Origin of the sequence: Candidatus Nesciobacter abundans (assembly GCF_008189525.1) — a bacterium.
GTDB classification, from domain to species: domain Bacteria; phylum Pseudomonadota; class Alphaproteobacteria; order CAJXXZ01; family 1604HC; genus Nesciobacter; species Nesciobacter abundans.
Window position 1 is genome coordinate 183,982 of the sequence record NZ_CP043314.1, and the last position, 15,711, is coordinate 199,692.

Consider the following 15,711-nt stretch of genomic DNA (forward strand, 5'->3'; position numbering starts at 1 on the left):
CTTTCAAGGTGTATCCATAGATTTGAAATCAATGCTTATGTTTGTATTATTAAATAGGAATAGAGCTAAAAATATAAAGCTATATTCAATATACACTGTTTATATTTTACTTAATTATTTTATTACAAATAATTTATTCATTTTCGATATTTTATTTGATTTTATTTCTGCATATATTGTACAAGCATATGGAATGAAATTTTTCCACTTTTTGACAATGAGGAGTATATATTTTTTGATATCAGGATATTTAGGGATTTCTGCTGGTATTCTGTTGCAAAACTATTTATGTACTTATTTAATAACTATGGTTTTTTATACCTGTTTTTTGAATATCCGTTTAAAAATAAAGGCTTATAAATAACTTATATGGAAAAGAACTACAAATTAAAAGTGTTTTTCATTTTTCATTCTTTGCTTATATTTTGTCTTTTTATTAGGTTTTTTTATGTACAAGTGTCTAAAGGTAAGAAGTACTTCGACATGTCTATGAAGAATTTTACTGTAGAAAGGAAAATAGAACCCCCTAGAGCTATTTTTTGTGATAGGAATAACACTATAATCGCTGATAATATACATAAATTTGATTTGATAATTTCTACTAATAAAAGAAAAAGATATTTAGAAATAACAAATAAAATAAAGGAATTTATTCCTGATATAAAAATTAATAAGTATAATTTCTCGCACATTCTAAAGAGAAATATAAACTGGGAAGAGCTTTGTTTAATAGAGAGGTTAGATATACCAGAGGTATACACAAAACAAGACTATAAAAGGGTATATATATTTAAATCTGTTGCAAATTTGATAGGGAATTTGGTTACAGAAAATAGAAAATTAAGCTCTGGATTAGAGTCATTTCTATTAAATAAAATAAAAGGAAAAGAAGGAATTGAACAAATGAAAGTAAATGCATTTGGTGAGATTTTATCTAGAAAAGCAACTTTGAATCCAGAACAGAATCCTCCTGTACAGCTTTCTATATGTATGAGCATGCAAAATAAAGCTTATGAATTGATTTCTGAAACTAGAATAGGATGTGTTTTGGTGACAGATTTGAAAACTGGAGAAATCCTTGTTTCTGCTTCTCATCCTTCTGTGGATACGAATAATTTCAATCAAGATTGGAACGATCATATAAAAAACAGAGACAATCCTTTGTTAAATAGAGTTTCTTCAGGATTATACCCAATAGGATCAATAATGAAAATCTTTGCGACACTTTATTTGCTAGAAAATAATATAGTTGATGAAAATACTACTGTAAATTGTGATGGAGAATTTACATTAGGAAACCATACATTTAAGTGTTGGAAATCTCATGGGCAGAATATAAATTTACAAAAAGCTATATCTGAATCATGTGACATATACTTTTATACTATGTCTAAGAAGGTAGATTTAATAGATTATTTGAATTTTCTCAGAAAATTGGGATTCCAATCAAAAATAGATGTTATGCATAATGAGAAAAAAGGTTTTTTCATAGAAAAGAAAAGATATTACTTATATGAAAAGCTATTAACTTTAATCGGGCAAGGTTTTTTTCAATGCACTCCGCTAGAGCTTACCTTAATGATGAATAGATTTCTTAGTAACTCAAATCTAGATCTTAAGATTTTAAAGAATGAAAATTCTGAAATGAAATTTGAAAATAATGATGAAAATGAAAAACCGCTTTTTTCTGTTAAGAATATAGAAATGTTGGGACTTGCCATGAAAAATGTTCTTCAAAAGAGCAAGGGAACGGCACACTATGCTTGGATCATAAATAAGAAGCCAGATATGGGTGGGAAAACTGGTACTGCTCAGGTTTGCAGGCTTTCGAAAGAAGAATATGGATTAAGCATACATAAGAAGAAATGGGAACGTAGAGAGCACAGTTTGTTTTGTGGATATTTGCCATCAGATAATCCTAGATATTGTATAACTGTAGTTACTGAGCATGATAATTTAGCTAAAAGCATAGCTATAAGATTATCAAAGTACATAGAATCTATTTTGTGAAATTTGAGTATAAAATTACTCTATATTAATTTTCCTACATAAAAAAATTACATAAATGAAATTGTTTTTAGTATAAATCCCAATTACAGTATGATTTCTAATTATCGTGTTTTTTATTTTTACCTTGCTAGTTTTGGATTATAATTAAAACTTTCTTTTTAAAAAGATACTATAAATTGATGTGAATGATTTTTGTAAATATTTTAATATAGGAATTTTTAAGAATTTGTAAACAAAACGAGAGTGACGGGACTCGAACCCGCGACCTTCGGCGTGACAAGCCGACGCTCTAACCAACTGAGCTACACCCCCGTTTGTATAAGAATCATACATTATAGTTTCTTTTTTTAAAAGAGTATAAGAGATTTATTGTAAAAATTTGGTGGCTTTTTATGTTGATTTATAGATGTTATTTTTTGTAAAATCCTTCAATGTTTTACTGAATAATATTACATTTTATATTTTTAATAGGCATTTAATTCATACCTATTATCATATATTAGAATTTAATATTAGAATTCATTTCTTATAAAACTAACACTCTTGTTTTTCTAGGACTTTCTTACACCTTAAGCAAATTTCATCCACTTCTTTAAGAATTTTCTTGCATCTCCCACATTTACTTCCTTCAGCTCTCTTTACAGAAACTTTCACATCATCAATTCCTTCTAATGAAAATAGACTTTCATCTACATCATCATTTATTCTAGAGCATTGCATTTTGGAAATTATACATATTTCTGTAATGTGATCTATGAACCTCATATCAGAATCCCTGAAATAAACAGTTACATCTGACTCTAAGCTAGAGTTTATTTCCTTCTTTTCTCTTAGAATTTCAATTGCACCTGTTACAACGCTTCTTATATCTCTAATTCTTTTCATTTGTGATAGTAAATCTTTATTTAGCCATCGTGTTTCAGCTTTTATTTTTTTAGATTCAAAAAAACTACTATCATATCCTAATTCTGCCCAAGCTTCCTCAGTAGCAAATGGTATGAATGGAGAAAGCCACTTTAATATGAATTGTAAGATTATACTTAAAACATTTCTGACAGAGTTGGGAAGTGTTTCTGTTGGATCATCGCAATATAATGTATCTTTTCTTATGTCGAAATAAAAAGCTGATAAATCTACTGTGCAGAATAAATACACTTCTTTCAAAAATTTATGTATTGAGAAATTTTTACATGATTTATCAAATGACTGATCTATTTCGTAAACTTTACTTAAAATCCATTTTTCCAAAAATGCCATTTCACTATAATCTGCGATTTTATCAACATATATTATGTTTCCAATTAAAAATTTTATTGAGTTTCTAAGTCTTTTTTCTATATCTTTTACTCTGTTTAGATGTGAGTTATTCCATTTAAGATCTTCTGTATAATCGTGGTCTGCTACCCATAACCTTAAAGCATCAGGTCCATATTTTTCTATAATATCCATTGGGTCTACACCATTTCCAAGAGATTTAGACATTTTTCTGCCCTGTTTATCTGTTACAAATCCATGTGTTACAAGATTCTTAAACGGAAGCACAGCTTCATCCCTGCATGATTGTAATGTACTAGACTGGAACCATCCTCTATGTTGATCAGACCCTTCAAAATACATATCTGCTGGGAATCCTATGTTTTTCTTTAGTACATATGCCTGACTTGCTCCGGATTCAAACCATACATCCAAAATATCATAAGCTGGGATATATCCAGGGTATTCTTTTGAAATTTCTTCTGCATTTGTCCACCATGAATCAAGCCCATTTTCGCTTACATATGATCTTATTTTTTCTAAAACTTTTTTGTTTTTTAGAATTTCTCCTGTATCTGGATTGTACATTATGCAAATTGGTATTCCCCAAACTCTTTGCCTAGATATGCACCAGTCTGGCCTGTTTTTAAGCATGGAAACGAATCTCTGCTTCCCAGACTCTGGTATCCATCTTGCAGAATCTATAGAATCAAGGGCTCTTTCTCTTAAATCTTTTATTTTCAAAAACCACTGAGGAGCTAATCTGTAAATCAAAGGTGTTCTTGATCTCCAAGAGTGAGGGTAAGAGTGTACGATATTTTCATGAAAAATTAACTGTCCATTATTTTGTAAATGTTCTATAGATAGTTTTTCTACTTCTTTTATATTTTTACCCTTAAAATGTGTTTTAGTAAAAAATCCTTTTTCATCTATTAAATTTTCTATGAGTAGATTGTATTTTTTACCTGCATGAAAGTCTTCTTCACCATGACTTGGAGCAGTATGTACCAAACCTGTACCTTGATCTAATGTTACATGCTCTCCAAAGATTAATGGAATATTATAATCGAACCCTATATCATTCATAGGATGTGCACAGATACAATTTTTTAAATCAGAGGACTTTATTGTTGTGATTTTAGAATATTCTGTTATATTTGTTTTTTTCAAAAAATCATCGCAAATGGATTCAGCTACCACTACTTTTCTTTTTTTATTTGATAAATTTATTTCTAGAATAGAATAATCAAAATCTCCATATGATATTGCTCGGTTTGCTGGCAATGTCCAAGGTGTTGTAGTCCAGATTATAATTTCTGAATCTTTTAATTCTTTTACAGAAGTTTCTAGAACTTTAAATGCAACATAAATTGCGTTGCTTTTCTTGTTCATATATTCTATTTCAGCTTCAGCTAAGGTTGTTCCCTCATCGCAGGACCACATAACTGGTTTGTTTTCTCTGTATACATAATCTTGCTCTACAAATTTATGGAATTCATCTAAGATAGACATTTGGCTAGATTTATCCATTGTTTTATAAGGGTTTTCAAAATCAGCTGTGACTCCCATTTTCTTAAACCCATCCATTTGTACATCTATCCATTTATTGGCGAAATCTTTACACAGTTCTCTAAACTTTTTTATAGATATATCAGACCTGCGTTTTCCTTGTTTTTTTAAATCAGATTCTACAGCAGATTCTATTGGTAATCCATGGCAATCCCATCCTGGTACAAAAACTAGTTTCTTTCCATTCATGATCATCATTTTGTTGAAAATATCTTTCATGATTTTATTTACAGCATGCCCCATATGAGGGTTTCCATTTGCGAAAGGAGGTCCATCATGCAGAATAAATGGTTCTTCATTTACTTCATTTAATATTTTGTATAAATCAATTTTATTCCAAAAATCTATGGATAAATTATAATCTCTAGGAATCAGAGAAAATTTAGTTTTTGGCAATAGTACCGGATAAGACATCAAAGAAATGATACATCAAAAAAAATGAAGGACAAGGTTTATAGAAATTTTAGCTGGTTAATTCATTTATAGTATTTAGATAATAGGCATTTCAAAGAGTGATTAATAACTGCTCTTTTAATTTCTTCTGATTTTTATGCTGATTCCTCTTCTTGCATCTCTTCCGTTTCTTCAGACCTCAAATCTATATTATCTTTTATATTTTTCTGTTCATAAAGTTTTGTTCTTGAGAATTCTTTTAGTTTATTTATGCTTTCACTATATTCAGCTAAGTTATATAAAGGATCTATAAATAAGTAATAATCATCTCCGAGCTTATTTGCCATATCATCTATTGCGTATTCATTCGCATAAAGGAAAATTTTAGTTCCTTGATCTATAAATATGTAATTGTATTTATCCTGAAGAATTATTTCTTCAGTGCATTCAAATAACTTTTCAAGATTATTTATAAAAGCATCTAACATGATGCATGTTTTACCTTCTATTACCTTTAAGTAAGGTTTTATAGCTTCCATGTCTAATGATATATATTTGAAATTAGGCTTATACCCATCATTTGAGCTTGGTATATCAGAATTTTCGTTGTGATTCATAAAATTTACATACAAAGTTACTTTGTTTCCAGAATTTACCCTACAAAATGCATTTCCAGTACAGTGTAACTTTTTTGATAATTCATCAGATTTTGATCCAATAGTTTTTTCTACAGTGTCTATAAAATCTTCGTAAGATTTCTTTTTAGGGTCGTTAACATCTTTTTTATCAGTTTTTTGTTGCAGATCTTGTACAAAACTAGAAACACTAGAACCAAATTCTTCATCAAAAGTGATTTCAGATTTGATATTTAATGTAAAACATAAAAAAATTGACAATATATTCCTTGTTTCTTTGCATATTGATTTATTTAACAAAATAATTCTCCATTCTTATTTATATACCTAATTGTAAACTAAATATTGCTTATATAGAATTAGAAATTTATAATATTTTATAATTTTCCGAAATTACAGTACGCTTCTAATTTATCTATACATAACCCTAGGATTTTTTGTACATTTTTATCCTCAGATATAAAAACATTTTCAAATATTTCTTCTACTTCTTTTGATATATGGTACAGATTCTCTAAATTCAATTCAGATTTAAGTAAATGTAACAGAGAAGGATAGCTAGAGAAATCTGCAAGATTTTCTGGAATTTCTATATTTACTGTTTTGTAATTTTCGAACTTATTTGGTTTTTCTGATTTCGTTAAATTTATATTGTTTAATCTTTTATAGATTGATACTACTTCACTTAATTTCCCATTTTTGTTAAATAGATCTATTTCATTTAATTTATTTTTAGAATTCCAGAAATAATCTGATTTGTGTATCAATTTGCTTACATTATTCAACTTGTTAAATTCTTTTGTATTTAAATATTCAATTCTTTTTTCTATAAATGGAATTACATCTTTTGTTTTGTGCAGTGTGATTCCTTGATTCTCATATTCATTACTTAGAAAATCAATTAAAGCATGTAAATCAGGGAATTTGTTTACTAGTTCAGATTTTTCATTGCTAATTTTACAGATTAATTCTTGATTTAAATAAAAACCTAAATCAACTAACTCAAGCGCTTTACGTCTAATTCCTAAAGGGTCTGATGATCCTGTTGGTGTGAATCCTTTTCCTATAAACCCTATTATAGTATCCAATCTATCAATGAACCCTAAAATCGCACTTTCAAGATTTTGTTCTGATTTAGTCAAGATTGAGTTTTTGATGATTTTTCCTACAGTTTCTATGTTTATGTCATGGTTACTATTTTTTATTTCAAGAGGCTCATTATCATTTTTCTGATTTGTTATATTTTCATTATTATTGCAGTTAATTTTTTCATGTTGTGAAAAGAAAATTTCTGATAAATGGCCTCTTAATCCATTTATTTCATCTAAACAGCCCATACATAATTCAACTTGGTAAAGTTCAGAAGCTTTAAGTAATGTTTTATATTCTGAATCTCCTAGTAATATTGTGCTTAAGTTTAATTTTGTGTTGGAATTTATTTTTTCTATCTGCTTTTCAAGAATCTTCATTACATATGCTATAGAATTAGAAACTCTTTCTTGTTTCTGTCCTAACGAACCTAATGAATCAAAAAATGTAGTTTGTGCAAGTTTTTTTAAATATGATTCTACTGAAGTAGAGCAATCTTTTTCCCAGAAAAATTCCATATCATTTAATCTAGCTGCTAGAGATTTTGTTTTTTGAGATATTATAAATTTATTGCATTCTTTTTCTGAGACTACTATAAATTCACTGTGTAGCTTATAACCTTTCTTTAATTCTGCTGAGTGAACCTTCTTTATATTATTTTGCAAATTTAGATTGTTATCATTAATTTGTGTATCATTATTCTCTTTACAAAGATTTTTTTGATCTGAATTTTGATCTACATTAATATTCATTTCACTTACTTTGCTTTTCTCAAACAAAGGTATATGCATATTTCCTTTTATAACCTCATATATAATTTGATCAGGTAGATTGGTTTTAGGTGATTGTGCTTTATGAACGAAAATAGATTCAGCTTCTTCAGAAATGTATTCTAAATCTTCTTTAGAATAATATTTGGTTTTGTAATCTTGTATGCAAAATTCTTCATTAGGTTTATTTGAATCCTTTGAATCCGAGTTACATAAATTAGATTCATTAGAAGCATTGTGATTACAGCTTGCAGAGCTGGCATTGGCAATTTTAGAAATTTCAGATTCGACTTTTTCAACTTTTTCAGACAAAGTTAAGAATATATTTTTCTTAGCTAGTTTTTGCAAGTAATCCTTGAAAGAATTTGCATGAAATTCTGTCTTTTCTTTCAGATTGTACAAAAAACTTTGTGATGTAGTTATTTCAAATTCGTTAAAGTACCAAAGGAGTGGCATTCCATTTAATAGAGACACTATTCTTCTTACAGGCCTTATCCATGGTTGTTTTTCTGTCCAACGCATGAATTCGTTCCATTTCATTGTTTTTATTGATTCTTTTGTCACTTCATACAAAATTTCATTTATTGGATTGCTCTCATAGGTTTTTTTTATATACAAAAATCCATTTTTTTCATATAAATCTGTTTTTTTCTTATCATATTTATTTAGGAATTTTTCTACTATATTTTTATCAATTTCTTTTTTTGGTCCTTTTATTTCTTCTGAATCTTTTTGTACTGCAAATGGTAAGTTCGTAACATGAGAAACAAGTTTGTTTTTAGTGATATATGAGGTTGTATTGAATCCTTTTATATGTTGAGAAACAAGGGCTTTTGATATACATTCATTCCATTTTGATAAAAAGGTCTGGGAGCTATTTGGTATGGATTCTTGTGAAAACTCTACAATCCATTCATTTGAATTTTCATTTTCTGTGTTTAGGATTTTATCTATGTTTTCTATAGTATTTAGGACGTGACCTTTTGAATCTTTTGATAAAGAATTTGAATCTTTGTTTATAAGATTATGTTCTGATGTTTTATTGTGATTATTCATATTTTGTTCCCTGTATTAATTTTTATATTTTGTCGTAAAATCGTAAAAAATGTTAGTTTTTATAGCTATTGTAACACTCAACGCACTGTATACAATAATTTCTAATCATAGCTATTCTCTCTACTCTTTGAGTTTTACTAAAACCACCTCGGGCTTCAAGTATATTAAAAACATTACTCATTTTCAAAAACGCTTCATAAGCTGGATAAGCAAATTTCTTGATTAAAAATAGTTCACAATTCTTTTTATAAATTTCAAATAGATTTCTTAGACTTTCTGTATCATATATATTACTAGAAACTTCACTAAACTCATCATCTCCAAAAAATACTTCACTGTATTTTTGTCCATTATTTACTTCTATTTCTCTCCAATTATTTAAATCTTGTATTATCATAGCTGTTCTTTCCAAACCATAAGTTATTTCTACTATAGGTTTCTCAAGCTCTTTATCTGCTATTTGTTGGAAATAAGAGAATTGACATATTTCTGTATCATTTGCCCATATTTCAGTTCCTTTTCCGAATGATCCTAGGCTAGGGCTTTTCCATTCATCTCCTATAAACTTTAGTTCATAATTGCTTGAAGAAAGACCTAAAATGTCAAAACTTTGCATTAATAAATCTTGCATGTTTTCTGGAATTGGCTCTATAAGAACTTGAAATTGATGGTGTTTGAAAAGTCTGTGTGGACTGTTTTTTCTACTATCTTGAGGTCGTCTTGAAGGTTGTACAAATGCTATGTTAGTTTTTTTAGAAAGTATAAAAGCAGGGTGGAAAGTACCAGCTCCTATTTCTGTATCCCATGGCTGTATTAACGTACATCCTTGTTTGCACCAGAAATCAGATAATTTTTCTATTATTTGATTGAAAGATAGTTTGTTCATTTGTTTATTTTACTTCATGGATTAATAAAAAACAGCTCTGAGTTCAAAATCTTATTTAGGATTTGTAATCAAATTGTAATCAAAGTATAAAAATCACTTTAATTCTTGCTAGAATATCCTTTTTACAGCTCTTATCTATGTCAGTTGTTAATTAAACTTGTTAATGAAAGTTTTAATTTTGTTTAATATGTTTTATATTTTCTAATTTATGTAAAATCTCTCTTTCCAAAGATTCTAAAAGTGTTATATCTATGTTTTTTTCTTTTTTAATACAAATTAACATTTCGAAAATATGACCTAGTATTGGATCTTTTTTGAAAATTTCTGATGCGTAATTCTTTGCAGAATTAAATATCCCAAAATCTATAGAAGCTTTAGTTAAAATAACAAGTGAACTTAATTCATTTTCAAACTTAGATACTAAATTCTCTACCATACTGAATTGCTTTGAATCTATTTTGTCAATCAGCTTTAAATAGTAAATTCCTAGCTTAATAGAGTGGTTTTTTCTCCAAAATGCTTCTATTATTTCTAATTTCTGATTCTTATTTCTTTTTGTTAAGATTAGTTCATTAACAATATCCTCATTGTTTGGGTTTATTTCAAATGCATGCTCTATTTTCTGTACATCTTTCGTTGTTTTATAGTGTTCTAAAAGAACTAATGATTTTTTTTGTAAATATGCATTTTTGACTATTAAGTTGTCTCTTAGCATTTCTTTTAGTATTTCAATTGCCTTGTCGAAGTTCTTATTTATAATTAAGCAGTTTATGAAATAATCATAAATATATTTTCCTACTTTAAAGTTCATTACTAAATATTCAAAATGCTTCAATGATTCTTCATAATTTTTGTCTTCATATGTTTCATTTGCTTTTACAAATGTACGTAAAGCCTTTGTTTTTAGTGTTTTATCTATCTTTGATGCAATGTCTAGATCTTTACAGTCACTTAACAAGAATCTTGAGATTAAATATGCTTGATCTGGATCTTTCATTTGTAGCAGAGGAGCTGGTTTGTTTCCCAGAATTTTTAGTACTACATGATTTGCTAACTTATTATGCTCCTTTATTTGGTATTTTTTTTCTCTAGATTTGCCTATGGATTTGAAGAAATTCTTAATAAAAAACATCATCTTTGTAAGATAAATAGAAAGCATTGAGAACAAAACTATATACATAAATACATCCCACACAGTAAGCGCTATGTTTTCTTCTGATAAGAACTGTATGTCTAAATTCTTTAGCGGATAAAATATATATCCGAAGAATGTTAAAACCAGTAATGGTTTGAAAAGTTTGTAAATTATCTTAAAAAACATTATTTATCTCTGCTTTCTATTTTTAACTGTTTATTGTTGTCATTTTTTGTATATTCTGATTGATTTTTGATTTCATGATTATTTTTACTGACCCTATAATTCATTCTACTGTTAATCTTATTTTTATTTATTAAATCATTATAGGTTTTGTTATCGTTATCAGTTTTATCATTATTAATTCTATTTTCGTTTATTTTGCTTCTAACATGATTTTCTGCGTTTCTTACTTCTGTATAAGCTTTGATCCACATTTCTGCATCTTTTAACCATTTTTCGGCTTTGCTTCTTCTATAGCAACTACTAAAATGTTCATTTTCGTATTCTTCTTTTTCAAAACTTGCTGTTTTATGCACGATTCCATTTTTAATGTCTGATTTGTTTTGCTTGAACTCTTCACTATATTCTTCAGGGTTTTGATTTATTTTTAAGTCTTGATTATCTTTTACAGCTTCTATGTCTGGAAATGACTTGTGTTGCTTTAACATTGCTTTTGTAAAATGCACTGCTTTTATTAATCCATATATATCTGTAGATATTAAAGAACGTACATTCATTGCTTGTTTGTATTCCGATTTCCAATAGCAAGAGAAGTCTTTTATTCTGCTTTTAACGAAATAGGATACAGAGTATATGTATGCTAGGAATCCTTTGTCTTTTCTTGGAAATATTAAGCTATAAAATGGAAATGAATTTTTCAAGCTATGAAGTGAGATGTTATGTTCTTTAAGCTGATTTATACTCTCGAAATCTGATTTATATTCTGAGATCGGATTAAATCTCGGATTTGAATTGTTAGTATTATTTTGGGTTTTATATGATTTTTTAGAGCAGCTTGTTTTTCTCTTGAAAAAATTAAAATTCCATCTTTTAAATCTTCTTTTTGTAGTAGAGCTGTCTTTTGTAGGACAGTAAGATCTAGTTTGTGGTTGGTACGAAAGTAGTATTAAGTAATCTTCATATTTTGGTATGTTTAGTGCGTTTTCTTTTGTTTTTCTATGTGTATTTATTGAATTAGATTCAATTTGTATGTTTGTTTTATTTTCTTGTGGCATGCAAAAAGAATTCTTACAAAACATTCCTAGAAGAACTGTAATTACAGAAGCATATAGTCTCATACTTTTACTATATTATCTCTATTCTTCTATTTAAAGACTAAATAAATATTAAATATAAATTAAGCAATAAGAATAATTAAAAATAAATTTTTATTCGAAGTTTAATTTAAGTTGAAATTTTTATTTTTAAATTAAATATCTTCTATTACTTCGAATTGTTTGTATATTTATTTAATTTTTGCATTTGTTTTATTGTACAATCCACATAATTGATGCATATTTAATAGAGTATAAAAGGGGAAAGATGATTTTTGAGTTTATTTTTTTTATGATAGGATCCATTCCTTCAGGAAGATTGATTTCTTTTTTGTTTAGAAAAGAGGATTTGAGGTTTGCTGGTTCTGGAAATATAGGAACTAGTAATGCTTGGAGAGTTAATGGAAAAATGGTCGGTTCTTTGACAGGGATTTTTGATGTATTAAAAGGACTTTCTGTTATTTTTTCTGGATCTATATTTTATTACGGAATGTTTGTTGTTCTAGGTAATATGTTTGCACCTTGGTCTGGTGGAAAAGGAATGGCAGTATTTTTTGGAATATGTTTAGCTTTTTTTGGTAAGATTGCTTTCATTTTCATTTTCACTTGGGCATTTTGTGTTTGGATTGGTTTTAGACCAGCACATTCTTCATATATCAGTCTTTTGTTAGTGAATTTGTATTTTGTTTTATGTGTAGGAAAATGTATTAGCTTTTTATTGATTATTTCACTAATTATTTTAATGAGACATTTGCTTTGGAATAAGAATTTTTACAATAAGGATAAAGAACTGTAGTAACTATTACTAGAGTTAATATTTATAGATAGAATAATTAAAAAAATCAAATAGATACAATTCAAGTTGTACGGTAAATTTAAATGTGCAATAAAATCAAATGGATGCACATGTTTAGATTGCTTATTTTAAATAGGTTTTAAGTTATGAAGTATATTTATTATTGATTGTGGTGTAGAAGGTTTGTGACAAGTTTTATTGTACTTATTGATTTATAAAGATATTTTGGTTTTATTTTTTTTACAGTTAAGAATCTTATGTTGTACGAATTCTTACATTCTTGATTAAAAATGTGTGCTAGTTTATTAAATGGGATTATATCTTGTTAATTCTTGTTTCTGAAAGGATTTATGAATAAAAGTTTTGATATAGAAATATCAATTGAAGAGAAGGTTAAATGGATTCAAGTTATAAGGTCTAGAAATATAGGCCCTGTAACATGTAATTATTTGTTTAGAAGATACAAAAGTATAAATGATGTAGCTAAAAGCTTGTTATCCGATAAGAAAGAGCTGATTTTAGAATCTGAAGCCAGAGCAGAATTAGAGAATGTAGAAAAAATTGGAGGAAACATTATAACCTTCAATGACCCTAAATATCCTGCGTTGTTAAGAAATTTACGTGATGCCCCTCCAGTTCTTTCAGTAAAAGGAGATTTATCTTTGCTTGAGAAAAATGATAAGTTTTTTGCTGTAGTTGGTTCTAGGAATCCTTCAATACAAACCCAAGCAATAACAGAAAGATTGTCAAAAGGCTTAGGTGAAAAAGGTTATATTACTGTGTCTGGCTTGGCTAGAGGAGTAGATACAGCTGCTCACAAAGCATCTATAAGAAGTGGCACAATTGCAGTTATTGCAAATGGAATAGATCAGGTTTATCCAAGTGAAAATATGCATTTGTCTGATATGATTTCAAAAAAAGGTTTACTTGTTTCTGAAGTTAAGTTTGGCACTACACCTTCTCAACATCTGTTTCCTGCTAGAAACAGAATAATAGCAGGGATAAGTTTGGGTGTTTTGGTGGTAGAAGCTGGATTAAAATCTGGATCACTAATTACTGTAGACTTTGCTTTAGAAAATGGTAGAGAGGTTTTTGCTGTTCCTGGCTGTCCTTTAGATCCAAGATCAAGAGGCACAAATAAGATGTTGAAGGAAGGTGCTGTGTTGGTAGAAAATATATACGACATAGTTGATAATATTCCTACAGAAGATGATGTTGAGAATAAGAATGTTTTTTTGGATTCTGAAAAAAATGAAAGAAAAATCTTGGAAACTGACTTAACAAATAAATCAAATCATGAAATTAACAGTGTAAAAGGTAGTAGTGTAAAAAGTGTGAAGAATATATTTAGTGAAAATAATTCGTTTGAAAAAAAAGATAATATTAATGAGCCGAAGGGTTGTGATTCAGAAAATATTGATTCAGAGCTACTAATTAATAATTTAAATAAAAAGAATTTAGAAAATATACCTAACTCAGATGGCTTGGATGTTCCTGATTTAGAAAACAAATCCGATTCTAATGAATCTCGTTGTGGAATAGATGTAAAACATAATATTTCTGAAGAAGAGTCTAAAGATAGTAAAGTTAACAAGGGAAATATGCAGAATCATATATTTAAAAATATCACATTACCTTTCAGCACAGAAGATGTTAATGAAGATGCTCTATCTTTTAATAAGAAAGGTTGTGAAATCTTATCTTGCAGTAAGATAGATCTGAAGAATTATATATTATCCCTAATTGGATCTAGCGCTATTTCTATAGAAAGTATTGTAGAAAAAATGGAATTACCTCCTTCCGAAATTAGATCCATTCTTGTGGAATTAGAACTGGAAGATAAAATAATGCATTTAGTAGGAGACAAAATTTCCAGAATTTTTTAATTTCCAGGTTTATCTAAATTAAAATTTTTTACTTGGGTTTTGCCATTGCTTTAATCTTTTTTAATTTCTCTGGATTGAATACATCTTTTGTAGAATAGGGTTTGAGTTTTTCAAATGATTCTTTAAAAAACTTCTTGCTTTGGTCAGTAATTTCCATTTCAAATTCTTCCAATATTTGTTCAATAGACAAGGCGCTTGAATTATATAAAGTTGAGAAATTTAGCAAAACATAAAGGCTCATTTTTTCTTCAGCTTCTGTATTAGTATTTAACGCATCAACTTCTTTAGTTAAGGTTTTATTTTCCCCTTTTAAATAGAGTGCAGGAATGTTGTAGTTCATTAATGCAGGCCTATCTTGCTGTTCTTGTAAATAGAGATCTGCAGAATTTTTAAAAAATGCTTCTTCGCTAATTACATAAGTTCCATCTATGCTTTTTATAAATTTAATTGCGTTTTTCAAATCTATAGAAGCGTATGTAACAGAGGCATCTGTATAGAATAAAATTACTTTATCACCTTGTTTTCTAGCAAAAAAACTGGTTGAAGATTGAAATGGGCTTTTGAGTGATTCTAGAACAGTTTCTGTGAAATCTTTTGCAATCTGTTCATGTCCTGTTTGGATTTTTGCAGTATGCATCAGTTGGTATTCTATTTCTTCCAGATCTGGCTTACTAATTGGATCTGCGAAATACTTACTTATGGAAGTGTAATCTTTTACTTGAAGAACAGTGCTTTGAAGTTGTTTTTCATGTAAAGGAGCTTGATTAGGATCAAAATCTCCAAAAAAAGAAAACTCTAATTCTTTCTCTTCAAGCATGTTTGAATGTTCAATTTCAGTTAATAATTCTTTTTCTTGCACTGCAGCTATAGCTCTGTTTGTAAAGGATAGAAAAATTGTCAAAATTTGGAAAAATTTCTTTATCTTGTTTCTAATTTTTATATACATAATCTTAAT

At 28.2% G+C, this 15,711-nt stretch carries 10 protein-coding genes and 1 tRNA gene; 3 read left to right on the forward strand and 8 right to left on the reverse strand.

Going from position 1 to position 15,711, the window contains the following annotated elements; translation table 11 throughout:
- Positions 1–456 precede the first annotated feature (456 nt).
- Positions 457–2,010 (forward strand): penicillin-binding transpeptidase domain-containing protein, encoded by a 1,554-nt coding sequence (locus tag FZC36_RS00865; protein ID WP_187440127.1) that lies wholly within the window; start codon positions 457–459, stop codon positions 2,008–2,010.
- 238 nt (positions 2,011–2,248) lie between these two features.
- Here FZC36_RS00865 and FZC36_RS00870 read toward each other — a convergent pair.
- The 7 genes from FZC36_RS00870 to FZC36_RS00900 form a co-directional block, all read right to left on the reverse strand.
- Positions 2,249–2,322: transfer RNA gene (locus FZC36_RS00870), tRNA-Asp, on the reverse strand.
- Positions 2,323–2,544: 222 nt separating this feature from the next.
- Positions 2,545–5,247: an isoleucine--tRNA ligase gene (gene ileS, locus FZC36_RS00875; RefSeq protein WP_148972111.1), complete on the reverse strand. Its 2,703-nt coding sequence runs from the start codon at positions 5,245–5,247 to the stop codon at positions 2,545–2,547.
- A gap of 134 nt (positions 5,248–5,381) precedes the next feature.
- Entirely contained in the window at positions 5,382–6,122 is a 741-nt protein-coding gene (locus tag FZC36_RS00880) for a hypothetical protein (RefSeq protein ID WP_148972112.1), read from the reverse strand.
- 116 nt (positions 6,123–6,238) lie between these two features.
- Positions 6,239–8,776: a glycine--tRNA ligase subunit beta gene (locus tag FZC36_RS00885; RefSeq protein ID WP_148972113.1), complete on the reverse strand. Its 2,538-nt coding sequence runs from the start codon at positions 8,774–8,776 to the stop codon at positions 6,239–6,241.
- 52 nt (positions 8,777–8,828) lie between these two features.
- Positions 8,829–9,662, reverse strand: coding sequence for a glycine--tRNA ligase subunit alpha (locus FZC36_RS00890; protein ID WP_148972114.1), 834 nt, complete (start codon positions 9,660–9,662; stop codon positions 8,829–8,831).
- 172 nt (positions 9,663–9,834) lie between these two features.
- Complete coding sequence (locus FZC36_RS00895) at positions 9,835–10,983, reverse strand: hypothetical protein (protein ID WP_148972115.1); 1,149 nt, start codon at positions 10,981–10,983, stop codon at positions 9,835–9,837.
- Complete coding sequence (locus FZC36_RS00900) at positions 10,983–12,098, reverse strand: hypothetical protein (RefSeq protein ID WP_148972116.1); 1,116 nt, start codon at positions 12,096–12,098, stop codon at positions 10,983–10,985. The genes FZC36_RS00895 and FZC36_RS00900 overlap by 1 nt, the downstream gene beginning before the upstream one ends.
- 244 nt (positions 12,099–12,342) lie before the next feature.
- Between FZC36_RS00900 and FZC36_RS00905 the strand changes: the two genes are divergently transcribed.
- On the forward strand, positions 12,343–12,870 hold the full coding sequence (locus FZC36_RS00905; protein WP_148972117.1) for a glycerol-3-phosphate acyltransferase: 528 nt from the start codon (positions 12,343–12,345) through the stop codon (positions 12,868–12,870).
- Between the two features lie 350 nt (positions 12,871–13,220).
- On the forward strand, positions 13,221–14,756 hold the full coding sequence (dprA, locus tag FZC36_RS00910) for a DNA-processing protein DprA (RefSeq protein ID WP_148972118.1): 1,536 nt from the start codon (positions 13,221–13,223) through the stop codon (positions 14,754–14,756).
- A 28-nt stretch (positions 14,757–14,784) separates the two neighbouring features.
- Here dprA and FZC36_RS00915 read toward each other — a convergent pair whose 3' ends face one another.
- The gene (locus tag FZC36_RS00915; protein ID WP_148972119.1) at positions 14,785–15,702 is read right to left on the reverse strand and encodes a hypothetical protein; all 918 of its coding nucleotides are present in this window, start codon (positions 15,700–15,702) and stop codon (positions 14,785–14,787) included.
- Positions 15,703–15,711 lie beyond the last annotated feature (9 nt).